General features: G+C 46.5%; 21 protein-coding genes. 11 read left to right on the top strand and 10 right to left on the bottom strand.

What is annotated here, in order from left to right; genetic code table 11:
* Positions 1 to 27 precede the first annotated feature (27 nt).
* Both AB4Z30_RS11790 and cmpA read left to right on the top strand, forming a co-directional pair.
* Positions 28 to 384 (top strand): hydrolase/acyltransferase, encoded by a 357-nt coding sequence (locus AB4Z30_RS11790; protein WP_441926432.1) that lies wholly within the window; start codon positions 28 to 30, stop codon positions 382 to 384.
* A 314-nt stretch (positions 385 to 698) separates the two neighbouring features.
* A complete protein-coding gene (cmpA, locus tag AB4Z30_RS11785) occupies positions 699 to 842 on the top strand; it encodes a cortex morphogenetic protein CmpA (protein ID WP_154890877.1) in 144 nt (47 codons plus the stop codon).
* 169 nt (positions 843 to 1,011) lie between these two features.
* On the opposite strand, the gene AB4Z30_RS11780 is transcribed toward cmpA, so the two are convergent.
* The 6 genes from AB4Z30_RS11780 to AB4Z30_RS11755 all read right to left on the bottom strand — a co-directional run bounded on the left by AB4Z30_RS11780 (position 1,012) and on the right by AB4Z30_RS11755 (position 9,814).
* A complete protein-coding gene (locus AB4Z30_RS11780; protein WP_441926429.1) occupies positions 1,012 to 3,225 on the bottom strand; it encodes a Tex family protein in 2,214 nt (737 codons plus the stop codon).
* A 485-nt stretch (positions 3,226 to 3,710) separates the two neighbouring features.
* The gene (locus tag AB4Z30_RS11775; protein ID WP_441926427.1) at positions 3,711 to 5,900 is read right to left on the bottom strand and encodes an alpha-galactosidase; all 2,190 of its coding nucleotides are present in this window, start codon (positions 5,898 to 5,900) and stop codon (positions 3,711 to 3,713) included.
* A gap of 236 nt (positions 5,901 to 6,136) precedes the next feature.
* On the bottom strand, positions 6,137 to 6,487 hold the full coding sequence (locus AB4Z30_RS11770) for a type II toxin-antitoxin system PemK/MazF family toxin (RefSeq protein WP_024630714.1): 351 nt from the start codon (positions 6,485 to 6,487) through the stop codon (positions 6,137 to 6,139).
* Between the two features lie 3 nt (positions 6,488 to 6,490).
* Positions 6,491 to 6,772, bottom strand: a complete 282-nt coding sequence (locus tag AB4Z30_RS11765; protein ID WP_024630715.1) for a CopG family ribbon-helix-helix protein — start codon at positions 6,770 to 6,772, stop codon at positions 6,491 to 6,493.
* Between the two features lie 259 nt (positions 6,773 to 7,031).
* The gene (alr, locus tag AB4Z30_RS11760) at positions 7,032 to 8,219 is read right to left on the bottom strand and encodes an alanine racemase (protein ID WP_441926424.1); all 1,188 of its coding nucleotides are present in this window, start codon (positions 8,217 to 8,219) and stop codon (positions 7,032 to 7,034) included.
* A gap of 389 nt (positions 8,220 to 8,608) precedes the next feature.
* Positions 8,609 to 9,814 carry a DUF4367 domain-containing protein gene (locus AB4Z30_RS11755; RefSeq protein WP_441926422.1) on the bottom strand — a complete coding sequence of 402 codons (1,206 nt, stop codon included), beginning with the start codon at positions 9,812 to 9,814 and terminating at the stop codon, positions 8,609 to 8,611.
* A 247-nt stretch (positions 9,815 to 10,061) separates the two neighbouring features.
* On the opposite strand from AB4Z30_RS11755, the gene AB4Z30_RS11750 reads away from it, so the two are divergent.
* The 4 genes from AB4Z30_RS11750 to AB4Z30_RS11735 all read left to right on the top strand — a co-directional run bounded on the left by AB4Z30_RS11750 (position 10,062) and on the right by AB4Z30_RS11735 (position 15,068).
* A complete protein-coding gene (locus tag AB4Z30_RS11750) occupies positions 10,062 to 11,555 on the top strand; it encodes a serine hydrolase (protein WP_441926420.1) in 1,494 nt (497 codons plus the stop codon).
* 199 nt (positions 11,556 to 11,754) lie between these two features.
* Positions 11,755 to 11,982, top strand: a complete 228-nt coding sequence (locus AB4Z30_RS11745; protein WP_090918145.1) for a helix-turn-helix transcriptional regulator — start codon at positions 11,755 to 11,757, stop codon at positions 11,980 to 11,982.
* On the top strand, positions 11,966 to 12,748 hold the full coding sequence (locus tag AB4Z30_RS11740) for a DUF3169 family protein (RefSeq protein ID WP_441926418.1): 783 nt from the start codon (positions 11,966 to 11,968) through the stop codon (positions 12,746 to 12,748). Before AB4Z30_RS11745 ends, AB4Z30_RS11740 begins: the two co-directional genes overlap by 17 nt.
* A 49-nt stretch (positions 12,749 to 12,797) precedes the next feature.
* Positions 12,798 to 15,068: a serine hydrolase gene (locus tag AB4Z30_RS11735; protein WP_441926416.1), complete on the top strand. Its 2,271-nt coding sequence runs from the start codon at positions 12,798 to 12,800 to the stop codon at positions 15,066 to 15,068.
* Positions 15,069 to 15,139: 71 nt separating this feature from the next.
* Here AB4Z30_RS11735 and AB4Z30_RS11730 read toward each other — a convergent pair whose 3' ends face one another.
* Both AB4Z30_RS11730 and AB4Z30_RS11725 read right to left on the bottom strand, forming a co-directional pair.
* Positions 15,140 to 16,195 (bottom strand): hypothetical protein, encoded by a 1,056-nt coding sequence (locus tag AB4Z30_RS11730; protein ID WP_441926414.1) that lies wholly within the window; start codon positions 16,193 to 16,195, stop codon positions 15,140 to 15,142.
* A complete protein-coding gene (locus tag AB4Z30_RS11725) occupies positions 16,195 to 18,030 on the bottom strand; it encodes an HSP90 family protein (RefSeq protein WP_441926412.1) in 1,836 nt (611 codons plus the stop codon). The genes AB4Z30_RS11730 and AB4Z30_RS11725 overlap by 1 nt, the downstream gene beginning before the upstream one ends.
* 353 nt (positions 18,031 to 18,383) lie before the next feature.
* On the opposite strand from AB4Z30_RS11725, the gene AB4Z30_RS11720 reads away from it, so the two are divergent.
* From AB4Z30_RS11720 to AB4Z30_RS11710, 3 genes are all read left to right on the top strand, one after another.
* Complete coding sequence (locus AB4Z30_RS11720) at positions 18,384 to 19,286, top strand: ABC transporter ATP-binding protein (protein WP_441926410.1); 903 nt, start codon at positions 18,384 to 18,386, stop codon at positions 19,284 to 19,286.
* Entirely contained in the window at positions 19,279 to 20,112 is an 834-nt protein-coding gene (locus AB4Z30_RS11715; protein WP_441926408.1) for an ABC transporter permease subunit, read from the top strand. Before AB4Z30_RS11720 ends, AB4Z30_RS11715 begins: the two co-directional genes overlap by 8 nt.
* Positions 20,113 to 20,261: 149 nt before the next feature.
* Positions 20,262 to 21,056, top strand: a complete 795-nt coding sequence (locus tag AB4Z30_RS11710; protein ID WP_441926406.1) for a MurR/RpiR family transcriptional regulator — start codon at positions 20,262 to 20,264, stop codon at positions 21,054 to 21,056.
* Positions 21,057 to 21,069: 13 nt separating this feature from the next.
* On the opposite strand, the gene AB4Z30_RS11705 is transcribed toward AB4Z30_RS11710, so the two are convergent.
* The gene (locus tag AB4Z30_RS11705; protein WP_441926404.1) at positions 21,070 to 22,053 is read right to left on the bottom strand and encodes a Gfo/Idh/MocA family protein; all 984 of its coding nucleotides are present in this window, start codon (positions 22,051 to 22,053) and stop codon (positions 21,070 to 21,072) included.
* Between the two features lie 323 nt (positions 22,054 to 22,376).
* On the opposite strand from AB4Z30_RS11705, the gene AB4Z30_RS11700 reads away from it, so the two are divergent.
* Positions 22,377 to 23,663 (top strand): DUF5050 domain-containing protein, encoded by a 1,287-nt coding sequence (locus AB4Z30_RS11700; protein WP_441926402.1) that lies wholly within the window; start codon positions 22,377 to 22,379, stop codon positions 23,661 to 23,663.
* Between the two features lie 215 nt (positions 23,664 to 23,878).
* Complete coding sequence (locus tag AB4Z30_RS11695; protein ID WP_441926400.1) at positions 23,879 to 25,240, top strand: helix-turn-helix domain-containing protein; 1,362 nt, start codon at positions 23,879 to 23,881, stop codon at positions 25,238 to 25,240.
* A 46-nt stretch (positions 25,241 to 25,286) separates the two neighbouring features.
* Here the strand turns inward: AB4Z30_RS11695 and AB4Z30_RS11690 are convergent, their stop codons facing one another.
* Positions 25,287 to 25,874 carry a GbsR/MarR family transcriptional regulator gene (locus AB4Z30_RS11690; RefSeq protein WP_441926399.1) on the bottom strand — a complete coding sequence of 196 codons (588 nt, stop codon included), beginning with the start codon at positions 25,872 to 25,874 and terminating at the stop codon, positions 25,287 to 25,289.
* Positions 25,875 to 26,152 lie beyond the last annotated feature (278 nt).

The raw sequence follows: 26,152 nt of genomic DNA, 5'->3' as shown, positions 1-26,152 counted from the left end.
ATGTATGAGGGGAGATTAATACTCGTTATGCCTACAATGCGCTATGTCATCCTGCAACAGGAGCAGCAATTGCAGTTTGTTGAAATGCCTGCAGATTATGCTTATCAACTCAGTGCCCTTAATCTGCGTCTGCACAAGGAAATTGACAAACTCACGGTAACGGATGTACCCGTTCTGCCATGGGCTATTGCCGAATGTGACAACCTTGACCTGTTAAACGAAAATCTGACGATCATCGGAGGTCTTGACTATATCAACGGCCTTGAAGAACGTTTTGCTGCTTTGCGTGAAAGCAACTATCCTTTGATTTCCCTTCTTACCGAGATTCGGGCACTTCAGGCTCAATTGGAACAATGGTACGAAGAAGAGATGGAATCACTCTGATTCATAAGAAATCACATCTCATAGAACCTGATGTATCACCATTTACTAATCGCTATACTGTAATCCTTCTTCTTGTGATCAGAAATTCCAATACAATACGAAAAGCGCGTCTCCTACTGCAGGGTGATGCGCTTTTTTTCATCCTCGCTTTTTTATGCTCCCTACATATATGATGGTTCCTCACTAAGTATCCGATTCGTTCCGGTTCAACAGGTGATGACCATTTTCGATTGACATGGAGTTATCCCGCACAGTCCAGGCTATAACCACATATGCTAACGTACAGATGAATTATGCAAAAGGAGGAGATTCCTTTGCCTCAATGGCTCTGCAACCAACTCATGCGAGCGTTTCACAAAAAGGATAGTCGTCAAATCAAGTTGCTGAACGAATGCTGGTACTTCTATCGCAACAAACCTGCGAGCGGTTCACAGCGCAACATCGAGAACGAAATTTAAGCCTGTATGCAAACCAAACTAATCCATACCAGTGCGCAACAAAGGATAATACTTAACAGCAAACAGCCTTCCCATTCGGGAAGGCTGTCCCCTTATACGTTTACACGCGTATACTTCGACAGACTTATGCTTTGACATCAGATCATGTCGCCAAAACAATAATTCAAAATTAATTCGCAGATGCAGGTTTCTTCATCGTAAGACCAACACGACCTTTTTTCGTATCCACATTCATCACCCAGACCGTCACATTATCCCCAACGGAGACAACATCCATCGGATGTTTAACGTACCCGTTACTCAATTGGGAGATATGGACAAGCCCATCACTCTTGATACCAATATCAACGAAGGCACCAAAATCGATTACGTTGCGTACCGTTCCTTGCAGTTCCATACCTTCCACCAGATCTTCAATCTTGAGTACATCGGTACGGAAAATTGGCAACGGCATCTCTTCACGAGGGTCACGGCCCGGGCGCTGTAAACTGTCCATAATGTCACGCAGTGTAGGCACTCCGACATTCAGTTTAACAGCCAACTCTTCTGTCTGTTGCTCGGACAAAAGGGCAGACAGTTCTTTGCTTCCGAGTTTGTCCAGCTCGACCTGAAGCTCTTCGAAAAGCTGATCAACCACCTTATACGATTCAGGGTGAATTGGTGTACGATCCAGCGGATTCTCCCCTTCCGAGATACGCATAAAGCCCACGCATTGTTCATACGTTTTGGCGCCCAGACGTGGTACTTTCTGCAGCTGGCGACGGCTCGTAAAACGACCGTTCTCTTCACGGTATTTAACAATGTTTTTGGCAATGGTTGCATTAACGCCCGCAACATAAGACAGTAAGGAAGGCGAAGCCGTGTTGACATCTACGCCAACATGGTTAACTGCCGATTCTACGACGGCTTTCAGACTCTCTTCCAAAACCTTTTGGGATACGTCATGCTGATATTGACCAACACCGATTGCTTTTGGATCAATCTTTACGAGTTCAGCCAGCGGGTCTTGTACCCGGCGAGCAATAGAAGCCGCGCTACGCTCGGCAACATCCAGATCCGGGAACTCTTCTTGAGCAAGCTTGGAAGCAGAGTACACACTCGCTCCAGCCTCGTTCACAATCAGGTAAACGAGGCTCTCGTCACCATTTTCCTGAATGATCTCGGCTACAAACTGCTCCGTCTCGCGTGATCCAGTTCCGTTACCGATAACGATCAATCCTATATCGTACTGCTTGATCATCCGGTGGAATACTTCTGCTGCTTCACGCTTCTTGTTATGTGGAGGTGTCGGATAAGTTACGGCTACTTCGAGCAACTTCCCTGTATCATCGACAACGGCCAGTTTACAGCCTGTCCGGTATGCTGGATCGACACCCAGTACACGTTTGCCATGTATCGGAGGCTGTAACAGCAGATTACGAAGATTCGCGGAGAATACCGAAATCGCCTGATTTTCCCCTTTTTCCGTCAACTCGGCACGCACTTCACGTTCAATGGACGGAGCAATCAATCGTTTGTACGCATCTTCAATAACGGAACGCAAAATCTCTTGCACCACAGAAGCGCCTCGGATAATCTGCCCTTCCATATGACGATGAGCCGGTTCGGATTGAACATCAAGACCAACCTTGAGAATGCCTTCGCGTTCACCGCGATTAATCGCAAGAATGCGGTGCGGCGGCATCTTTTTGGCAAGTTCGCGATAACTGTAATAATTCTCGTATACCGACTCCTGCTCGGTATCCTTGGCTTCTGAAGTCAGCATCCCGTGATCCAGGGTATATCTGCGAATCCAGGCACGAATAGCCGCATCATCGGCAATATTTTCAGCGAGAATATCCTTTGCTCCTTGAAGAGCCGACTCTGCATCTTCTACCCCGAGTTCTGCATTAATATACCGCGCAGCCTCCTGAAGTGCATCTCCTTGTTTCGGCTGTTGCCAGATCCATACAGCGAGCGGCTCCAGTCCTTTTTCCTTGGCAACACTAGCACGTGTCTTCCGTTTCTGACGATAAGGACGGTACAGGTCCTCTACTTCCTGCAACTTGACAGCTTGCGTAATGGATTTCTGTAACTCTTTGGTCAACTTGCCCTGTTCCTCTATAATACGGATAACTTCCAGTTTACGGTCTTCCAGATTGCGCAAATACACCAGGCGTTCTTCAATCTGCCGCAGTTGGTTCTCATCCAGTTCTCCAGTCATTTCTTTACGGTAGCGGGCGATAAATGGAATCGTATTGCCTTCGTCCAGAAGCTCCGATGTGGTGCGAATCTGCTTCAAGGACAGTGACAGTTCCTTGGCTACCTGTTTGATGATTCGTTCTTGGCGTTCCGCCTTTAGTGTTTCTTCATTGGGTTCCAGAACCGTTTCCTGTTCAGACAAATAAATCCCTCTTTCCTTCCTGAATTGTTCATGATACTCATTTCAGGGCAGCTGTGCTGCATAATAACAGTATGGTCGATCATCCGAAGTTGATCTCAAGCTTTTCAAGCTCTAAATAACACTCTTCTCTATATTATCACAAAATCACGTTGAGATTTCTATCATTCCTATGGCACGTCTGTCATTTGCGTTATTGCACTCCTAAACATCCTTCCCCGTTGAACGAAAAAAAAGACCGAGAACGTCATCATGACATCCTCGGGTCTTCTTCAAAAATAATTTAATCCAATTCATCTAAATAAGTTGAAATTTTCTTTTACACGTTAACGGAGAGGACAGAAAAAACCTGGAATAGCGAAGCGTTCGCCTTTATCACCGGATTTTCCCTTTTGGAAAAAGGGAATCAAAAAAATCTGGGGATAACAGCGAATGGAAGGTTATTCTGTCATCGGAGTGGACTGTGTAAAATCTCTAGTTAAACTTATTTAGACCCGCTCAAACCGGAACATTTCGCTCAGGTAGTCTCCCGACTCACTACCCACAGCAATACCGCCATACATCAAAGCATCGCCTGTAAACGTCTCTGAGCCGCCTTTCAGGCGATAATCCTCATTTGGATCAAGCCCTTTCAGCTTCAGGCGCTGAAGTGGTGCATTCGGTTCAGAAAGTACACGGAAGTAGAATACAATTACTTCACTGCCATCTGGTGCAATGAACATCCATGCCGTTTCATTGCCTTCAAACGGACTGAGCAGGCGGCGGAAAGTACCGTATTGTACGGTACTGCGGATTTCCTTGTATAGTTCGACCTGTGCTTTTACAATGGCATTCTCTTCGTCTGTAAACTTCGTCAAATCCAGCTCGTATCCGAAGTTGCCCGACATGGCAACATGACCGCGAATCTCCAGAGAAGTGATGCGATTCACCTGATGATTTGGCACGGCCGAAATGTGTGAACCCATGGAACTTACAGGATATACAAGGCTTGTACCGTATTGAATCCGCAAACGGGAGATCGCATCCGTGTTGTCGCTGGTCCATGCCTGAGGCATGTAATACAACATTCCCGGATCAAAACGTCCGCCGCCACCAGAGCAGCTTTCGAACAAAATATGCGGGAAGGAGGTAACGATGTGCTCCATCACTTCGTACAGTCCGAGCATATAACGGTGTGCCGTTTCGCGCTGTCTGTCCGCCGGGAGCAATGCAGAGCCGACCTCTGTCATGTTCCGGTTCATGTCCCACTTCACATAAGTGATCGGTGCAGAACTCAGAATGTCAGACAACATCCGAACAATCTCGTCACGAACATCCTGACGGGAGAAGTCCAGCACAAGTTGCTGTCTTCCTTCGGTACGGCGACGATCCGGCACATGCAGACACCAGTCCGGATGCTTACGATACAGTTCACTGTCCGGGGAGATCATCTCTGGCTCGAACCACAGCCCGAACTGCATGTCCAGATCTGTGACACGGTTAGCCAAGTCATCCAATCCTTGCGGAAGCTTGTTTTTGTCCACAATCCAGTCGCCCAGGGATGAATTATCGCTGTCCCGATGACCGAACCAGCCGTCATCAAGCACAAACAGCTCAATGCCCAGCTTCTGTCCTGCACGTGCGATCTGCTCAATCTTGTCGGCATTAAAGCCGAAATACGTTGCTTCCCAGTTGTTCACCAGCACAGGACGCTCCGCATTGCGGAATTGTCCACGTGCCAGACGTTCCCGGTACAACTCATGGTAGGATTGGGACATTCCATCCAGACCCGTAGCCGAGTAAACCATGACAGTCTCAGGTGTCTGGAACGACTCCTGCGGTTCAAGCTTCCAGCTGAACTCAAACGGATTGATACCAACAGATACACGAGTGGTATAGAACTGATCCACTTCTGCCTGTGCAGTAAAGCTGCCGCTATATACTAAACTGAATCCATACACTTCGCCTTGATCTTCATCTGTTCCCGGTGTCATCAGGGCAATGAACGGATTTTGCTGGTGACTGCTGGAGCCACGGCGGCTCTCAATCCCTTGCAATCCGGAAGCAAGCGGACGACGAACGATGTCACGTTCACGAGTCCAGGCACCTGAGAGTTGCAGCAATTCGTAATCTGCATGTGGCAGGTCTACAGAAGAGCTGAGTGCTCGCAGAACATTCACTACGTTAGCGCTCTCATTCACGATACGCATTGAGCGGGTAATGGCATTAAAGGCAGTAAACGCGGTATACGTTAACTCGATTTTCACACCTGACACCTGATCTTGCATTTCAATAATGAGCGTATCCGCTTCATCCTCGGATTCTACATACGTTGCCGGGAGTCCCGTTAACGCCTCTTTCCCCTTGACCAAACGATGGCCTTTATACGTAAACTCGGATACCGTTGAACCATTCTCTAGTTCCAGCTGAATCACCGGGTTGCGGAAATCACTTGTGCCATAGACCGGCAACTCTACTGGTAGAGTGTCGAACGAAATGGTACGATCCTCGGGCACCGGGTTAGGACTAAAGGATGCTCTTTCCGTCCGAACATGAAGCCAGCTCAGATCGGTATCACGCAGTTTTTTGCCATAATACAAATGCACCAAATATCCCGAAGGCAGTACCTGAAATACGTAGCTCGCCTCGCGGGTCTGTAAATGAAACTGAAGTTTCTCCTGATTGATGTAAATGCTCATATGTCTCCTCCATCTATCTATATAGGTCTTTCGGGTAAACGGTTTCTCAGGTTCCATTATAACGAAAAGATCATCATTGTTCTACGCTTTCACCAAGTCTTAACCAAAAGAGCGCACAACACCCATAAAGGTATCGTACGCTCTTAAGGTAACATTCTGAAATTGTGTGTTCCCTTCCAGGAACATCCGTTGTCAACGGACAGGTACATTAACGGATAAAATACCGTTCTGCCACCCTAAAAATCAATTAAACCCAGGCTGATCTGCAAGGCCTCGTTGACCAATTTCATGGTCTCCTCGTCCAAATGCGTAATCTTGTCGGTCAGCCTCTGCTTATCGATCGTCCGAATCTGTTCGAGCAAAATCACCGAGTCCCGGTCAAAGCCATGCGCCGCTGCATCAATCTCGACATGTGTTGGCAGCTTTGCCTTCTGAATCTGGGCGGTAATAGCCGCCACGATACAGGTTGGACTGAACCGGTTGCCGATATCGTTCTGGATGACCAGAACCGGCCTGACGCCACCTTGCTCAGAACCGACAACGGGAGAAAGATCCGCAAAAAAAACGTCACCACGTTTTACGATCACTGTCTACACCCCGCTAACTAAGCGGTCCAGAGTGCTGTCCGCATCTTCCTCCGCGTGAAAGGCTTCGGATGCCATGGTCAGGTTGATTTTCGCCATCTCCATGTACCCTCGCTGCATTGATTCACGGATATAACGTTTCTTCCGTTCAGTCAAGTACAGCTTCATTGCTTGCCTAATCAATTCGCTGCGGTTGGAATTCTCCAGCGCTACGATGCCATCCACTTCCTGCAAAAGATAATCAGGCAAACTGATCATAATCCGCTTGGTGTTCTGCAAGTTGGCCACCTTTCTTCCACCCCCACAAACCTTTCGCCATTGTGAACCAGTATTACGCTTTTCCAGAACTTTTATACAAAGGAATATATATGCCCCGCGTATATCAAGTATGCTGTACTCCATTATAAACACGGGAATCATTATTCGTACAGACTAAACATCGCATTTCGGGATTTAATTCCTGACATCGTACATATTTCGAGATGCTGCGACAGTATTCCTTCTGTTCTGAAAAAAACTTTGCTGGTAATCGTGTCCAATTTGCGAATTACGTTGTCAAAAGGGGATTGATTCTGGCGACTACCTCTCCTCCCCGGGTATAGACCCGAGGAATGCGATGAGCCATCATGCAGATCACTTCATAGTGAATCGTACCGAGCTGGTCTGCCACCTCACTAGCGGTAATTACACCGCCGGACTGGTGGCCGATGAGAACAACCTCTTCGCCGGCTTGAATTGCTTCCGCTTCTTCTGCGAAAGATTGTAGCGACACCATGCACTGATCCATGCAGATCGTACCGACGACAGGAACGCGGCGGCCACGTACAAGCACCTGCGCTTTGCCTGTCAGCATTCTTGAGAATCCGTCTGCATAGCCGATAGGCAAGGTCGCTATTCGTTCATTTTCCTGTGTAAAATAACGGGTTCCGTAACTGACCCCCCAATGGGGCGGCAGAGTTTTGACCAGAACCGCTTTTGTCTTCAGTGTCAATACCGGGAGCAGCTTCACTACTTGATGATTCACCTCTGCTGAAGGATACAGTCCATACAGACTGATGCCCACACGCACCATATCATAAGATAATTCAGGTGTATCAATAGCAGCCGCACTGTTCGCCGTATGTATAATCGGGATGACACATCCCTGATCCCGGAGCGTCTCTGCGACGCTCTGGAACCGTCGATACTGTTCCAGTGTATAGTTCTTGTCTTGTTCATCTGCTTTAGCATAGTGAGTAAACATGCCTTCAAGCATCACCTGATCAAGTGAGGACACCTCTTGTATAAAGTCAATGGCCTCATTGCCAGGCAACAAGCCCAGTCTGCCCATGCCACTGTCAATTTTGATGTGAACTTTCAAACGATTCACAAATGTGTCTCGCTTCACCTGTTTAATAGCCTCAAGCACTTCTCTGCTAAACAAGGTGATCGTCACATCATGCTGCCAAGCTACAGCGACTCCTTCAGGCGGTGTATACCCTAATACCAGAATCGGACTTGTGATGCCGTGCAGACGCAGTTCAAGAGCTTCGTCAAGAAACGCTACACTTAAATAGTCCACACCCAGTCGTTGCAATTCCCGGGCCGTTTCCACCGCGCCGTGTCCATAGGCATTAGCCTTTACACAAGCGAGGAATCTCGTACTCTGAGGCAGAGCCTCACGAAAAGCCGCCACGTTGCTACGCAGATGATCCAAATTAATCTCCGCCTGGGTCGGCCGATATTGTCCTTGCACGTTAAGTCACCTTCTCTAATCTTGTTAATCCGGCTCACGTCAGACTCCATCGTAATGCTCCAGCATGTCACTGTCAAATGAACGAAAGTTTTACCTCTCAGATCTTATGCTGCAAGAGTCTGCAGAGTACCACAATCAAGTACAGAAGAAGGAGAAATAAGCGATATTATTCAGCTCCTCTCGTCAAATACGAATGACCTTCTTATGACTGGGTATAACCTGCTCACACCGACTTATTACCCGGTTCACTCCGCATAGAAGCGTTTTTTTCTTTTTTGGCTGAACTCGACACTATCTTCTGTACTATAAAAATAAATAAAGCACCGGAGAAATGAATTCTCCGATGCTCTATAGCATTCCTTGGGATAAGACCGCTATGCGTTCTCGCTTTATTTACCTGACTCTTCCTGCATGGAGGTGGCTATACGTACCATTTCATTCTCAGGCAGATCCGCGCTTGTAATCCGGTATTCCACGCCATCCGAAGTCCAGGTCAGCGTCTGTAAAGCATCTCCGCTGATCATCCCAGCTGTAAATCCTAGATCAACAAGACGTGAAGGCGCAAGGGATACAGCCCGATCCTGAGGTCTTGCTTCAAATATGGTGTAATTATATGTCCCCTCATAACGAAGCAGGACGGAATAATCCCCGGCTTCCTCCAAAATCTGATCATCCTTCAACTTGACGCCTTCCGGTGCATATGTCGGCTGAATGACACCAAAGCTGCCTGATTCTTTTGGCTCGGCCAAGGTAGGCTCCTCGCTACCCTGCTCACTTGCTGCTCCTTCTGACCCTTGCTGATTTGCGCCCTCACTTACACCGGTCTGTCCATCAACAGCCCCCTCGGTTCCCTCGGAGCCTGGCGCAGCCTGAGGATTGGCAGGTTGCTGTGCTCCTGCATCATCCGTTTTCTCCGCTGGAGCCACACCTGCATCCGTGCCTGTCTTATTTCCTTCTTCGGTTGCAGCCGTCATGTTCCGCTGCATGTCAAAGGCGTCTTTTCCAAATTCAGCTCCGAATTTGAAACTGTCAAACTTCACGTCCACCACCACATTGGCATTGGAGTCGGATACCTCCACTTGTTTGGGCGCGTAATCACTCTTGTTCAGCCAGATTTTCTGTCTTACAAGAGCATGTGTATTGTAGTTGGCTGCAACATCAAACACATAGGTTTCCTTTTCATCTGCAAACTGACGGGTCGTATCCCCTGTAATGCTTCGAATTAACGTTTCATACAAGTAAACCTGACCCTGATTATCTGGCCAGTCACTTTGGAAACGGAAGCTTTTATTCTGACTCGGCGTGAGTACAAACACACCTTCATCATTACGAAGTACGATTTGCGTAACATCTTTCTTGGCATTTGTTAATGCAATACGGTAATACGAAGGCTTCTGATGCCATACCTCGACCTTGTACTGCTGCGGCGTTTCTCCGGTATGCAGCGTCATGACACCTGCTCCTTGGTAACTTTCCATCTCTCCAACGACTTCGTTCAGATCTTTGACCACAGCTGCCGCATCCTTCTTCCCGCAGGCGGCAAGTAAGGCCGATAAGACCAATACCATGGCAAGCATCCATGATATTCGGCGCATGACATCATCCCCTTTAGCACATGTTTTCACTTCAGGATTTTGCGTACAGCAGAACCCCTACTTGATTAGTACATGTTATGAGGGACTTGTTCGATATATGCGGACTAGTTTGACAAGCAATGCTCTAAGCTGTGAAAACATATTGCCCTAAAAGACCGAGAAGCAGATCAGTCTCAAGGAGGATGAATGCAAAATCCAAAAAAGAGATAATGAATCAAATGGAAAGATCAGGATGGAGGAGATTTATATGACAACTAAAACGACGACTGAATCTGCACCCACAGTCACATCACTTCAGACAAAGCTTGAAGGATTGGAGGACTTTGTAACCAAACAACTCGAACAATGGAAAGGTGTTGGCGCAGCGGTCGCGGTTGTTCATAAGGATCAGGTCATCTGGAGTAAAGGGTATGGCTATCGTGACTTGGAGGCAGGACTTGCGGTCACTCCAGACACGTTATTCGCCATTGGCTCCAGTACCAAGGCCTTTACCGCGACGGTAGCAGCACAGCTTGTAGATGAGGGACTACTCGACTGGGATCAACCGGTCAAAACTTATTTGCAGGATTTCCAGATGTTCGATCCGGTTGCTACAGAGCGTCTCACTATGAGGGATATGTTATGTCACCGTTCAGGTCTGCCAAGACACGAATTGGTCTGGTACAATTCCACTCGTTCTAGAGAAGAACTAGTGCACAGCCTGCGCTACCTTGAACCAAACCAGAACTTCCGCAGTAAATGGCAGTATCAAAACCTGATGTACATGACTGCCGGTTATCTCATAGGTCATCTCAAAGGTGCTTCGTGGGAACAGGTACTTTATGACAAGTTGCTCAGCCCGCTCGGGATGAATTCCAGCCTCTTTACTGTCGAGGAGATGCAGCAGCAAACGGACTTCGCCATGCCTTACATGGAGCGGGACGGACACAACGTGAAAATACCTTTTCGCATCATTGATGTCATTGGCCCTGCTGGCTCCATCAACAGCAACCTGACAGATATGACGGCATGGCTCCAGTTCCAGATACAGCAAGGCAAATGGCAGGACAAAGCGCTTGTCTCCACAGAACAGATGGCCGAAACTCATCGTCCGCAGATGGTCTCTGATTCTCTATTTCACAGCAAAGAACTGCCTATCAGTACATACGGTCTCGGCTGGATGATAGAGCCTTACCGGGGACACGCCATGATTCATCATGGCGGGGGTATCGACGGCTTCGCTTCACAAGTAGCCTTTTTACCGGATGAAGAGATCGGGATCGTTGTATTAAGCAACACCAATGGAAGTGTTATTCCGTATACTGTTGCCTTCTATATCATGGACTGTCTGCTCGGGCTGGAGCCTACAGACTGGACCTCCACCATTTTGAGACTTATGGGTCAGGGAGAACAAGACGGACAGCAGGAAGCACAGGTAGAGGAAGAAACAAAGCCCGAAGAGACCGCAACCGCCCTTCCCATGGATATTCCAGTCTCTACTTATACTGGAATTTACCAACACCCTGGTTATGGTGAACTGCTCGTGCATGAGACGGATCAAGGGTTGCAGACAAGATTGAATAACATTGACATGCCTATGCAGTACGTTGGCAAGCATACGTTCTCTGTCTCACTGCTCCTGTTTGGCTTGCACATGGATTTTACATTTGAAGTAAGCGAGGATCAGCTTGCAGCTTCGGTCTCCGCACCATTGGTGCCTGATGCCAATGCCAATGCAATTGTTTTTACCAGAATTTCGTAATCCTCAAGATTGCCCAACGAGATTAGCAAACGAGAAATATAAATAGATTACAACGTTTAAAGGAGCCTTTTGAAGGCTCCTTTTTTCATGCTTGATCAAGCTGTACGTAATCATAAAAGTAAATTATCATATTCATTTTGTATATTATACTTTACATTTAGTCGATTATCATATACATTGTATTCATGGAGGTGAGTACGTGGAAGAATTACACAATCACGTTCGGGAGTTACGAGCCAGAGACCGATTGTCTCAGGCAGAGCTGGCGAAGCTCATCGGAGCATCAAGGCAAACCATTGCTCTGATTGAACGCGGAGATTATTCTCCCTCGGTCGTTCTGGCATTAAAAATAGCCCATGTGTTCGGCGAATCTGTTGAAAAAATATTTGAATTGAAAGGTGGAAATATAGATGAATCAAACCGCTAATACCTCATCCAAAAAAAGAAGAATGCGCCTTCCGCTCTATGCCGCTGGCGGTGCTGTTGTCGGATTTATTTCCTCAGCCGCAATCACCCAGCTTCCCACTGACCTGAACTGGACGCTGTCCGTTTATTATGATTATGACCTGCTGTTTGCTCTTATCGCACTGGTGGTGCTCGTTACGATGATCTGGAATAGCATCAGTCTGGCCCGTACGCCTTCTGTCCGTCCCGCGGAAGATGATGATGCAGCTGACATGGAAGACCACCACTCCTTGATGTCTCCTGCCGAACGTTCGCTGGGAAATGCCATGATGCTCAGTTCGTTCGGTGTCATTGCTTCATTCGCATGGGTCGCTCTTGCCTTGTCGTTATACGCGTCGAGCAGAGACCTACCCCAGTCTTCGAATCTGTTTACGCTTGGTAATTTGATCGCCGCTTGCATCGCTGTAATCATCGTTGTTGTCCTGCAAAGCGTGACGATCAAACGTTACAATCGCTACTTCCCTGATCGCGCTCTGGACTTAAACTCCCGCAACATGAAAAAAGATCACTTTGAAAAGCTGGATGAAGGCGAGAAATGGATTGTGTATCGCGCAGCCTACCGCTCGTTTCAGATGATGAACCTCCTGCTTGGCGTTGGCATGGCCGTTTCGGTGTTATATTCCATATTGTATAACTTTGCTGCCTTCCCCATTGTTCTGCTGTCTGTCATCTGGATGATCAACCTCGGCGTTTATTTTCGTGAAACTTATCGTGCTCAGAAGCAGTAATACACAGTGAACTATCTACTTTGGTAAAAATATCAAAAGGAGTGATGATGTGCATTTATTCAATCGAAATACCCGGTCCAAATGGAGCGCTCTGACCAGCGCATGTATGGCACTTGTTCTTTCTCTCAGCCTCTGGGCTCCGCAGGTTCAGGCTCAGACAGGGGCAACAGCCCCTGACTCTGACGGCTCGAAGAAGCCTGTAACACTGAATGCCGAATCGGCTAATGCTTTTCTGGATAAGTTCTTCGCCTCAGCTGAAACCAAACCACATTACGTTGGTGCATCCGTCGTTGTTGTGAAGGATGGTCAAGTTATTGCTGAAAAAGGATACGGCCATTCCGATCTGGACCAAAAAACACCTGTAGATCCGAAGAACACCGCTTTTCGTGTCGCCTCTGTCTCCAAAACCTTCACAGCCGCTGCGGTTATGCAGCTTGTAGAGCAAGGCAAGGTCGACCTGAAGGCTGATTTTCAGACCTATGTGAAGGGTTTGCACTTCGAGAATCCATTCGATGCGCCAGTAACCGTAGAACATCTGTTGACACACACCACCGGGTTCGAAATCCGTGATCCACAGCCAGAAGACATCCACACAGACCAAGGCAAGTACATAACGATGGAGGATTACGCCGAGAAGCACATGCCTCCTGTTGTGCGAAAGCCTGGTAGCGCCTACATGTACGATAACTTCTCGTTTTTGCTACTCGGCATGATCGTGGAAAATGTCAGCGGCGAGCCGTTTGAGACGTATATGCAGGAACATATCTTTAAACCGCTAGGCATGAACAATAGCAGCTTTATGCTCAATGAACAATTCAAAAAGCAACTGGCCACAGGTTATGATGCAGCACACAAACCGGTTGACATGTATTACCTTAATCCAACACCAATGCCTCAAGGCGGCATGTTGTCTACTGCCGAAGACATCGGTAAGTTCATGATTGCCTTCCTGAATGACGGCAAGAAAGACAACCAGCAGATTCTCCAACCCGCGACCGTAAAAAGCATGGAGCAGTATCGCTCTTCCATCCATCCATTATTGCCGGATAGCACTTACGGATTCGAAGCTCCATTTCAGCTTCCTGGGGCAGGAAGCAGTTCCAAAGTAATTACCAAAGCAGGCGACCTGTCAGGTTACAGCTCTTATCTATTTTTTATTCCTGAGCAAAATACAGGTGTTTTCCTGACCTATAATCAGAATGGTGCTCTTCGTAATCTGCTCTACCAAGCCTTTATTCAGGAATTCTTCCCGCAGTATGCTAAACCGGTACAATTTAAAGAATATACACCACAATCTGCAGAAGAATTGCAACGTTTCAACGGTTTTTATGCTGACCTTCGGATCAGTGCACTCATAAGTAAACTGCAGACTGACGAAGAAACGTCCAGTCAATTGAGCATTATTGATCCGTATTTGGGTGAACGTAAGCTGATTCAAGTGGAAGACAATCTGTTCACGGATGAATTAACAGGACAGTTCACAGCCTTCAAAACCTACGAAGATGGAACAACCTACATGAGAGAGCCGTATCTTAACCCATTCGGATATGCCAAAAAAGGGCAAAAAGCGGCGGGCTTCCTGGATGTTCAGAAGAGCAATCCTTATGCCCAAGCGATCCATAGTTTGCAATCGCTTGGATATTTCGAAAACGAAGCTAACCAGTCTTTCAAGCCTAAAACGACTGTAACTCGTGCGGAATTTATTGAGGATATTCTTAAATTAAGTGGACTCAAGCCTAGCAAAACACCAGCACCTATAGACACCGACTGGGCTGACCATGCCTCAGCTGGCTATATCCAGCTTGCTTATGAAATGGGTATGATCACAGGTGCGGACGAGAAACAGTTTAAACCCGATCAAGCTATTGTTCGGCAAGAAGCAGCAGTTATGATATGGAGAGTATTTCAGCTACAGTATCCAACCGAACTGTTTAAGGACGTTAAGCTTGCAGGCCATACCGATGCTTGGGCTGTGCCTGCGGTGCAAATGATGGTGAAGCTGGGTATCTACGGCCCTGAAGTCAAAATGCTGGAGGACAATGCTGCAGATTACCTCTCACGCAAACCTCTCATTCGTCAGGAACACGCTGCTATCATGTATGCGTTAATCACACAGCCGACCGATCGCATTGTCGCTGAATTGATGGCTGCACAGCAGCCAGAGCAATCACAGCAACCGGAGCAACCAGAGCAACCAGAGCAGGCAGAGCAGGCAGAAACTGAGGAGATCACTAAAGACGCCTCGACGCCAGCGAGCAAACCTGAGATTGCCCCTAATCAAGCGACAGAAAGTGCTCCTCCAGCAACATCCGTTCAATAATTATGCTATACAAGTAAACGACAAAAAGGCTTGTTCGAAAGGATTTCTCCTTCACGAACAAGCCTTTTAAGTTATGCAATTAACGAGGATACATGTGTGTTTCCGTTACGCTGATCAAACTTGGCTGCGGTAGCCCGGGCATACTCTTCAAAATAATCTGCAAGTTTGAGCAAATCTCCTGGCTCTCCCTCATACGGGAAGGAAGCTGGCAGACGCAGGCGATAGCCTTCGGAGTCTTTTTCTTCAGTCCAGCGCCGCAATAACGAAGCTGCCTTCGCATAATACATCATTTTGGCATGCGCATCTTCATGATCGGCTGCAAGCACCAGTGTTTCTTCGAGGATATCAATCCCTTTAGCAGGATTCGTAAGCGTGAGATACTCCATCTGCTCTGAAAAACTCTGCACGAAATCATTTTCACCTTTGATCAAACGATATCCTTTAACCTGATGTTTATCTGCCTCATCCTTCCGTCCAAGACGATACAGCGGCATCAGAACTTCGGACAAGGTCAGATGTGGGATCTCCGCACAGCTCATGCGTCCTTTGAGAATCGGCTTGGCCACTTCCAGCACCTTCTCATCGTCTCCTTTTAACATAAAATAACGCATGATCTCATCCTGCTCACACGCCTCGCAGTCACTCATGAAGTCGCGGTCTAACATTCTGAACTTGTCATAACTACGTCCGGCTTCCTCCAATTCTCCAAAATCCATAAAGATGCGGAAACGGTAATACCAATAAGAACGCTCACTGTAGCCATAGGACTTGAAACGCGCTCCGAAATCCTCCAGCAACTCCATGATCTTCTCACGGGAAATTTCCGGGAAATCGGGCATTTTGCCGAGAATCCATTTGTACGACCACAATAACGTTTCTTCATCATACAGCTCTGGCTGCTGATCGAACTTGCCTAGTTGCCAGGAAAAAGCGATCAAAGCTTTCATCGGATACCCGCAGAAGGTGGCAACATCCACAATCTCTGAGCGTGCTTCGTACGCCTCCTCAACCATCCCATTGACATCAGCCACCCGCGCTGCTTCCTCCAAAAAACCGAGCTTTGCGGAACCATTTGGCAGCTGATAGGCCTCTTCCATCAAATCTTCAAAATCCATCTCTGTCTTCATCAGGCATCTCCCTCATGATTCGTATTTGCGCGTAAACCCCAATCAATAAACCGAACAATTCCCTGGTTCAACACTTCGAGTTCCTGCTTGTTCATGGCGTAATGTCCCATCATTAGTGCGTTAACATATAACATTTCAATAGCAATCGGTGTCATCTGATTATCTGGTGAAGTCAACACCCGTTTAATGATGGGATTGTTCACATTCAGATACAACGTCGAGTACCCTGCCGAATTAATACCTGACGACAACGAACCCAGAACAGAGGAAAATAAGTCTGTGCTCTCCTCGCTGGCTTTTTCCAGTGCACGTAGCGTGGATGATTCCTGAGATAGGGTAAACAACACCGGCAAGTCAGCGGGCTTGAATCCTTTCACTTCTGCACGGCAGCGGAAACGTTGTAAGGCCGAATCTGCCAGACGTAGCGCATCATAGTACTGGTTACGTTCAGCCGGTGCAACATCCGTGAATGTCATCGATACTTCATCTGGCTCAATTCGCTCAGTCTCTACATTATTCATTATGACAGGCAGCATCGCCATCAGTTCTTTATCGTAAATGTAACCAGCGTTGACGACCAGCATCGACTGTGCTGAAGCCACATGGTGAATCTGCCGGTATTCATCAATGGATCCGGTGTAATACAGTGTCTCCCCTTCATCAATTAGCTCACCCAGCTCCCGATGTCCTCTCGTAGTCTCGAAGGGCAACCAGCGGTGAATCATCGCGTAGAACTCCTGGTCTTGTACAGCCAGTGCCTTCATCGAAAGGGCATGCAGACGAATCAACTTCTGCAGTCGTTCGGTCTGCTGCTCAGCCATCTCGGCCAGTCCCATCCGCAGGGCGTCTCCAAGCTCGGAGCGCACTTCTTCCAGCTTTTCATTTTCATAAAAATGCTCTCTTGAAGCTGTCGGCTGTAGTTCATCGGTCCAGATCAGACATTTCACAAAGAAGGCCCACTCTGGCAAAATGTTCTCGGCTTTCTCCGAAATCAGCATGCGCTTCAGGTACACCCGATGAGAACGCTTGGCATTCAGATTCACCGCATGTGGCAGTACGTACGCAATACCTCCCGTGCGCCCCGAAGCCGTTGTCAGCGGAATGAAATCCTGGAACTTCTCCCCCAGCAGACGTTCACCAAAAGCAAGCACTTCCGCACGACAGGAACGAGCAAGCTCTGGACGTGTTAGCCAGATCGGAGAATCCTGATTGACGACAGACTGCACCCCGTCATGAATCAGCGTGACCGGATAAGGCAATAACGCACCATAATAAAATAAAGCTTCTTTCACATACTCCGCTTCAAAGTAGTGAGCCGCTTCCGGCGTACAACGCAGATATACTTTCGTTCCGGGAGACAATTGCGTGTCCAGCTGTCTAATCGTATATGTACCATCCGGCTTACCTCTCCATTCCATAGAAGGCCCGCCCTTAACCGATTGAGTCAGCATGACAATCTCATGACTCACCATGAAACAGCTGAGCAGACCAATCCCGAAACGCCCAATAAATGATGTCTCGCCATCCAGCAACGCCTGTTGACCACGTTTTGAAGATTGTCCAATCATAGCCAAAAACTCATGGATGTCCGCTTCGGTCAAGCCAACGCCGTTGTCCTCCACCATCATCGTCAATTGATCTCCGGTTCCTGTCAGCTCGATTCGTGCTTCTCCCTGATATCCCGGCTCCACTTCCTTGCGTGCCGTGATCGCATCTGTCGCATTCTGCATAAGTTCCCGCAGGAATACTTTCGGACTGCTATATAGATGATTCGATAAAATCTGGATCATTCCGCTCAGGTTCACCTGAAAGCGATATTCGTTTGGTGTACTCATGAATCACTTCACCTTTCCTCTGGGTCTAAGCACAATCGTCTGGCAGCATTACTGCATCCAAACTGGATTTACGGATGTGTTAGACGAATTCATTATGTATATCTCGGCCTATACTCTATTACTCCATTTTCCATAACATTGAAACGGCCACAATATCCTTCTTTTTAAGGATACCTTGTACAGCTTGCCAAAAAAACAAACCTTAGACCCGATTTGTTGAAATTTCCCGGGGAATTATGCACTATGCTCTCGGGACTATTGAAGCAAAGATATATTTCTTTAGTCTTACATTGAACGATCTGACAACACTGTACGTATAATCATCAAACTAAAAAAACGGACGGTGATTCTACATGATTGTAGTACGGGATATCAATAAAAATTTCGGAGAGCAGCACGCGTTGCAGGATGTCAGCTTCACAATTCAACAAGGCAGCATAACCGGACTCATTGGCCCAAACGGCTCGGGTAAAACAACCCTCATTCGTATCATGAACGGAGTTCTGGGCGCAAACAGCGGACAGGTTACCATACAAGGCATGGATACGTCACGCGAAACGGAAAAGGTACTGGCGATCTGCGGCACACTGACCGAACAAAGCGGTTTGTACGAAAATATGAGTGGGCGGGATAATTTACTCTTTTTCGCTGATGCCTTTGGTCTAAATCATGTAAATGAACGCATTGACGAGTTGGTGCAGCTACTTGAGATTCAGGATTACCAGCATCGCAAAGTTGGTACCTATAGCACAGGTATGAAAAAACGTTTGGGTCTTGCACGGGTACTGTTGCACCGTCCTTCGATTCTGTTTCTGGATGAGCCAACCAATGGTCTTGATCCTGACGGAATCCAGATGGTGCTTCGCATCATTCGTCAATTAAATACGGATCTGAACTTGACGATCCTCATATCTTCACACGTGCTTACTCAGCTTTCGGCCGTATGTGATCATTATATTTTCATGGAAAAGGGTCGTGTTGTGGAGAAAGGGACTGAACAGGAGATCATTCAACGTTATCAATCTGCGCCGCGCCTTGAGATTGAAGCAAACATGCCAAACGGTTGGGAGACAAGGACCTATTCGCCTGAGACGGTTACCGCGCATACAGCAACGTTCCAATTATCATCTCGTGAGCACATTCCGTTGCTGCTTCGGCAGTTAACCGAACGTGGTCAGGTTTATCAGGCACGCATTGAAGGCAATGATCTGGAAAGCATCTATTTTGCGATAAGGGAGGCGACTGCACATGAATAATCGTCAAGCGATACGTGCACTCATTCGTAAAGATATCCGTTCGGTCACATCCAGCGTGCAGCTATGGCTACCTATGCTGATTGTACCGTTAATCATCGGAATTATTGTTCCGTCCGCAATGATATGGGCAGCATCCCGAGTGGATCTGCATTCAATAAGTAACTTAAATATGATCATGGAAACATTAGACAAGCTAATCCAAAGCGGACAGATGCCCTCAATTGCTGCCATGACAACGGATAACCAACGTATTGTTTATTTTCTTGGCTTATATATGTTCGCCCCTTTGTTTCTCATCATTCCGGTGATGGCTTCCAGTATTCTGACTGCCAACAGTTTCGCTGGTGAGAAGGAACGCAAGACACTGGAAGGTTTGTTGTTTACACCGATGAGCATGAGCACACTTTTCCAAGGTAAAGTACTGGCTGCTCTCATTCCGTCACTGTTGTTATCCTGGGTGACATTCATCATCTACGGCGTCATTGCCAATATCCTGATGTACCCAATATTCGGCACACTGATGTTCCCGAATTGGAACTGGATCATTCTGATTCTCTGGGTTGTTCCGACATGCAGTTTAGCGGTTATTCTGCTGAATGTGCTCATCTCGGCTAAAGTACGAGGATTTCAGGAAGCCTACCAGCTTGGCGGACTTGTTGTCCTGCCTCTGGTTGCCCTGATCGCTGGTCAGGCCACTGGCATGTTAATGATTGGGCCATGGATGCTGCTGGGCACTGGTGCGGTGATGCTGCTCATGAGCTTTATTTTACTCCGATTCGTAACGACTTGGAATCGGCGTCAGCAGCTCGCTGAAAGCCAAATTTGAGTCACCGTCATCTGCTTGTGCAGTCTGTTTATGAAGGAAGTCAGTAGATACACTTTGCTTCGCTGTGCAGATTGAGAAATAAACAGACGCGAGTTATGATGTGGAGACATGTACTTTGGCATGATTATAGAGAGGAATGGAACAACAGCATGGAATACAACCTACTTCAAAAATTAAAATATGCTTCACCATTAACAGCACAGGAGAAGCATATTGTGGACTTTATCCTGAACAACCCCGAAATTGTATTCCAATCTACAGCCTATGAACTGGCTCAACAGACTTATACAAGCGCGTCCACCATTGTTCGCCTATGCAAAAAGCTGGGTACCAAAGGGTACCCAGACTTTCAGTTAAAGCTCGCGCTCGAATATCAACAATCCCCTTCTTCATTGCGGACGCCGGATCATGCAATTATAGAACAGGGCAATGTGCTGGCCACTATCGACTCGGTTCCTTACCTGTATCAACAGGCGCTGAATGATACCCGCCGAATGTTAAACGCTCCTGTTTTGTTACGAATCGCGAATTGGGTCAAAGAATCCGGGCGTATTGATATCTACGGTAGTGACATGAATTATTATTTAGCACAGCAAGCTTGTGCCAAATGGAATGAGCTTGGCATTGCGGCGGTAGCGCACAATGGTCCCAACATGCATTATTTGAACACGATGAACTCCAACAGCCTAACCCTTTCATTTGTTATCTCGCACACAGGTGAGAATCAAGCTATGATTGAAGCTGCCAGGGTGCTGAGCGATAAACAGATGAACGTCATAGCAGTCACAGGCAACAACCGTTCATCCCTGTCCAAACATTGTGTTGAAACGCTACTGACCTATGGTTATAAAGAACAATTGAGGTTGTCCAAAATGTCTTCCATGATCTCGGTAATGTATCTGTTTGATATGCTGTATATGGCGAGCATTAGCGACAACTACTGAGATTTATCATTAATCATTTATCCGCTGCAAATATAATACCCGCATGCTTGCGAGCCTCGGCAAGTACATTCATTACAGATCGGCTGTGTTCGAGTAGTTCATAACACCTCTTATAATCCTTAGCCAAATAAATGTCTCTGAATGCTTCCCACTCATAGTACAGCCAATTGGTTTTGCTCTGTAAATTATATTCCTCAGCAGGCTCTTTCCCGATCTGAAGCTTGATTTCCCGGCAACCGTTCGCTCCCCCCACAACTTGAAGATAACCTTTTTCACCCTGAATGAGCACAAAGTTCATGCCACTCGTGTCTTTGGCCCCAACACATTCTGCAATCAACCCCGGGTACTTGAGAACGGCAACTCCTGATGTATCAATCCCGTTCGCATGCTGATTCGCCGTATATGACACGCTATTCGGACTGCCAAACAAACTCATAACCAGATGCAGATTGTAAATGTTGATATCCATCAGCGCTCCACCAGAGAATTGAGGATTAAATACGTTGGGTGTCTGCCCCGCGAGAAGATCATTGTATTTGCGCGAGTATTGACTGTAGTTACACTGAATCAGTTTGATCGGACCAAGCTTCGGTAGTTGCTCATGTATAACTTTAATGTTCGGCAGATGAATGTTGGAGATGGCCTCAAAGAGCAACAGATTCTTTTCTTTGGCAAGTCCAATTAGCGTTTCTGCTTCCTGAAGCGTGGACGTAAACGGTTTTTCACATACAACATGTTTACCATGTTGTAGCGCCTGATAGGCCTGTTCATAATGCATACTATTGGGTGAAGCAATATAAACGAGATCTACATTTTGATCCAAAAATAAGGATTCCAGATCTGTATAGATTGTGCTTATCCAATATTTTTCCGCAAGCTCTTGTGCTGTCTCTCTCTTACGGGAGTACATGGCAGTGACTGTGACATCATCCAGTTCATTGATCGCGGATAAAATGGCATCTACAATGGAACCTGTGCCAATCGTTGCTATATTCATCGTATCGTTTCTCTCCTGTCCTTGATGATTCAGTCGGTTCCCCTGTTTCGACCCCATCAAGTAAAATATCCATTACATACAAAACCTCTTCATTCACGTTCATGTTACCACGACCATATTAGCCCGAGAATGCTTTGAAACGAGATTGGTAGCATCATGCGCAAATCGATTTCAGGTTGAACTAAGTATGAAATTCAATTTCATTCTCTTTCTCTTTCTTTACCCTCTTATCTCCATTCTAGATCTAACATAAATTCCATAGTTTACCGATATAACATAATAAATTAACAACATATAAATAGAACGAGAGGGACGATGAAAGAATGAAAACACGGTATACATACGTAAAGCGTATCATCTGTGCATTGTTGCTGTTTACACTCCTTGCAACAGTGACATTAGCAGGCGGAACCGCAGCCCAAGCAGCTTCACTGAGTCAATCCACCGTCTATTATGACTCCGATGGCGTGCTTTACAAAGTATCCGGGGATGGAAGCAATCCCTCGGAGGTATTGATTGATTTTGAAGGCGTAGATTTGACTGCGGCCGGATCGTATCTCTACTACATCCAGTCCCCTACTTCTACAACATTGCTTCGGGTTCCGAATGACGGTTCCAGCGATGCAGCAGAGACGTTTGCTTCTGATGTCATCAATTATTATGCGGATAACGGATTTATCTACTACATGGACTCCAAAGGCAACATATATCGTGCCAATGGCGACCAAGATGTCTCGTCTGTTACGAAAATTGCAGACAAGGCCAATACAGACTATCCACTTCTGATTGTGACGAAAGGACGTGTCTACTATAATGCCTTGGTTGGCGGTAATACGTGGGTTGCCTCCAAAGCATCAAATGGCACAGGAACCGTGCAAAACCTTGCACAAGGAGCTGTGGAGAGTCGTTATTTTGTGAATTTCGCCAAAAATGAATTACAACTTATGGTCAACACCAATCCTGAGGAGCAGTACTACTCGACCAAAGCGATTGTCATGTTCAAAGCGAGTTACAATACAGGTAAAGGTACTGCCGTGAATGCAAAGGCCAAGCTTGATGTAAATGCCGTATACTCTGGTGGATGGAGCAACAATTTGTATGTATATAACAGCGGGATTAAGCTGGACAGTAATAAGGATTACAACTACACCCTAGGCAAAGCTTATGCTCTAACGACATCAGGTAAAACCTTTCAGCTTCACTCCAAAAGTGTACGCGAAGTAAGTGCAGTGGGAGCAGACAAAGTTGTGATCATCGATGCGGATCAAAAAGCTTACGCCAAAAAGGTTACTGCGAACAAGGTGAGCCAAACGTCTAATCTCAACCTGAGCAACGTAACCTATGTGATGAATCAGTTCGTGAATGGTAGACCTGAAGTTGCCTACATTTCCGGCAAAAATGGCCTCTATGCTGTCAATGCATCTCTGAAAGTTAGCAAAATAGCTGGAGACGAATGGGACACATTCCACTTGCGTGATGATGTTCCGGGAATCTTTTACATCCATGCCAAAGACGAATTCCGTTTATACCATTCTGCAGTAAACGGAACAGGACAACAAGCAGTAAGTGACATTTTCTTGGACAACATTCTTTTGATTACAACGAATTAAGTTCGTTCCGGAAACGTTAAATTCAGGTTTGATTGAGGGTGACTCTTCAGCTTCGGTGCTGGGTTGTCATCCTCTTTTGCGTTTATTTTCTACTTTCCCATTTGCGTTTTTCTCTCTTACGATTTCAGTATTGTCAAAACTAATTTTCAAAAACACCTTCCATTTGAGAATGATAATTGTTATCATTAAGAAAATAAGACAAAAGGATGGTCCGCATGAATGAATCGTTTCCCGTATTAACCGAAACCTCTTCCTTACCGCTGCTCTCTTCAATGTGCCGTGTACGTCGCGGGGGAAATTTCCGTATACAAGGCATGATGGTAAGTCGGCCCATACTTTGTCTTATTTTACAAGGCAAAGGCTTGCTGGCTCTGGACAACATTGTGCACGAAGCACAAGCTGGAGATCTGTTTATAATCAAACCTGGCATAATCATCGACGCATTAGCTCATTCGGAGATCGTTGAATTTCTCATGCTAAGCATGGAACAAGTAAGTGTGCAACGAGTAAGAGGACAATGGAAAATGACCGCTTCGGCCTCCCTTCCTTACGACTGGCAGACAGGCAAAATGCGTATCCGGCATGAACAGCAGGCAGCAGAGCGAATAGCCATGTTGTATGATTCCTATCGAGGTGAACGGGCAGACCACTTTGTCAGCATACATAGTCAGTTACATGAGCTACTGCAATTCCTGTCAGAGCATCGACTGGAAGCTAACCTCGAAAAGGTAGATCCCGCACTGGAACGCAGCATTTCATATATGCAACGTTTCATGAGTGAAGGCATCAGCATGGATCATCTGGCTAAAATCGCAGGACTGACACCAAGTTCATATTCCCGAAGCTTCAAAAAGGCAAAGGGCATGTCACCTACCGATTATCTAAACCGGTTAAGAATTGAAGAAGCCAAAAAACAACTGTCGGTGGAGAATTGTGTCCTCAAAGAAGTTGCCGAATCCGTTGGGTATGGGAATGAATATTATTTTAGTCGTAAATTCAAGCAAATGCTTGGAATTGCGCCAAGTATCTATATGAAGAAACATCGGTTACGTGTAGCCACAGTATCCAGCGCTGGCTTTGATGAGCATCTACGCTCCCTGGGCCTGCAACCTGTTGAGTCACTGGATCTAAACCATCACTCAAAGAGCGACACAACAGAGCAAGAACGTGACCTAACGAACCAGCTGGATCTATTGCGCCACGGTAAACCTGATCTCATTATTGGTGACGGTTCCTGCCAACCTTATTATGATCATTTAAAAGGTATTGCCCCCACTGTCATTGTCGAATTGACCGATGATTGGAAAGATACCTATAGCCGATTGGCAGAGCTTACCGGGCGTGAGAAGCAAGCACAGCGGTATTTCAAAGAGCTTGCACTTTCTCGCTTAGAAACAGCCCCACACCTTGCAATTGGAGCCAATCGAGATCGGATACCTGTCGCATGGACAGATCAAACAAATACTCGGCGTACTGGAGCACAAACCAGTGCTTCCAAACTGCGGAGGCCTGCACAGCGTTTGCAAAAGACAAATTCGTTGAAATCGATTACAAGTTTAAGCGTAATCGGTCAATAAAAAGTAAAGGGACCCTTCCAAAAGGAATGGGTCCTTTGCTTTGAACTTATAACTGTTCTTTCATTTCTTCTTTAATCTCTTCTTTGGGAACAAGCTTATAAATTTCTTCATCTTCCATCGCATCAATAAGCCTGTCGAGCCATCGGTAGTATGCTTCCGCTTGCAATACTTTACGCTTGTCCTCATGGAGTACTCGCAGAAGATCGGCATCCGCCTGTTCATCAAGCTGTTCGATCAACCGATTCATCTCGTCAATGGATTTGCGAAGAATCTGAAGGTTACTCTCCACCGCTTTTCTCCATTTAATAGCGAAAAAATCAGTGAACGTCTGATGCCAGTCATACTCCACTTCATATAGATCTTTTCTGGAGCCTTTGCTCCACACCTTATTTACCATTTTCAGATCCAGCAGAGTTCGTACTCCGGTGCTCATGCTTGTTTTGCTCATTTCCATTTCCCGGCCCATATCATCAAGGGTCATCGGTTTTTCTGCAAAAAATAGCAATCCATATAAATGTCCCGTGGACAACGTTACGCCGTATAGATCCATATTTCGTCCAATGGCTTCAATAACGCGTTTACGGATCTTCAGCACGGCTGTCTGCTGATCCTCTTGCAAATGGTCCAAGCTCATGCTTGCAACCTCCATTCTGACATTCCAGTCTTGGCAAAAAATCAACATGTTCAAGCTCTGCTTACATGGGAAAGCATGCAACTGGATATTCTATAAGCTAGAAAACACCTCACACCCAATGGATTATATTAGGAACTTTACCATGTCAATTTGCCTACGATGATCATTTAACCAAAAAAATAAGCTTTAATTCAGCTCTTTTCCTATTGTAGGAAAAGCAATAATAAATGTAAAGATGCCTGATTAGCCAAAAAAAGGCGATAGACAGAGCATATAGG

It is taken from the genome of Paenibacillus sp. 2TAF8 (genome assembly GCF_052114825.1).
Taxonomy (GTDB): Bacteria; Bacillota; Bacilli; order Paenibacillales; family Paenibacillaceae; genus Paenibacillus.
This window is presented reverse-complemented; position numbering and strand designations above follow the sequence as displayed.